A 618-nucleotide genomic window follows, 5' to 3' on the forward strand; every position below is an offset into this window, starting at 1 on the left:
AAATTGGTATGAAACAAGACCGGTGGTTCACTGCAAAAGGGTAGAAATGTGATATGATGCTTCTGTAGATATAATGCGGTTTTTGCTTTGTTTTGTGTAAGGGGTTTTATTTGAACGTAGTGGGATATAAAAGTATAGCGGATGGAAAAGCATTCCCCACGGGGAAATGTTTTATCTGAACGTAGTGAGATATAAAGTTGATAACCAGAAGTGCAAGATATCAACCATCTCTTGTTTTATCTGAACCTAGTGGGATATAAAGGATTGTATTGTTACTGTTAGTATACAAACAGAACGTGTTTTATCTGAATTATATGAGATATAAATAATTTTGATTGTTCAGGGCTTGTTGAATGGTCATAAGGGTTTTATTTGAACTAGATGGAAGATCGGCATCATTTTTGAAATATGTTACTAAACTATACACTCCAAAAAATGTGAACCTTAAGGTTCTGGTGCAAGAAATCTAGTAAACTTGGACATACTGATACTAGTACTCTAAAAAGGGGCGTGCTCAGTATGGAAAAGCAAAATTTATTCAAGTGGAAACATTATCAACCCGATATTATTCTTCTTACTGTCAGATGGTACCTACGGTACAACTTGAGCTTTCGTAAC

The 618-nt window shown here is 35.0% G+C and carries 1 pseudogene; it reads left to right on the forward strand.

What is annotated here, in order from left to right:
* Positions 1–519: 519 nt before the first annotated feature.
* Positions 520–618, forward strand: a pseudogene (locus ACFQZ1_RS14535) (IS6 family transposase); the annotation flags it as partial.

The organism is Bacillus sp. CGMCC 1.60114 (genome assembly GCF_042676365.1).
Classification (GTDB): Bacteria; Bacillota; Bacilli; order Bacillales; family Bacillaceae_G; genus Bacillus_A; species Bacillus_A rhizoplanae_A.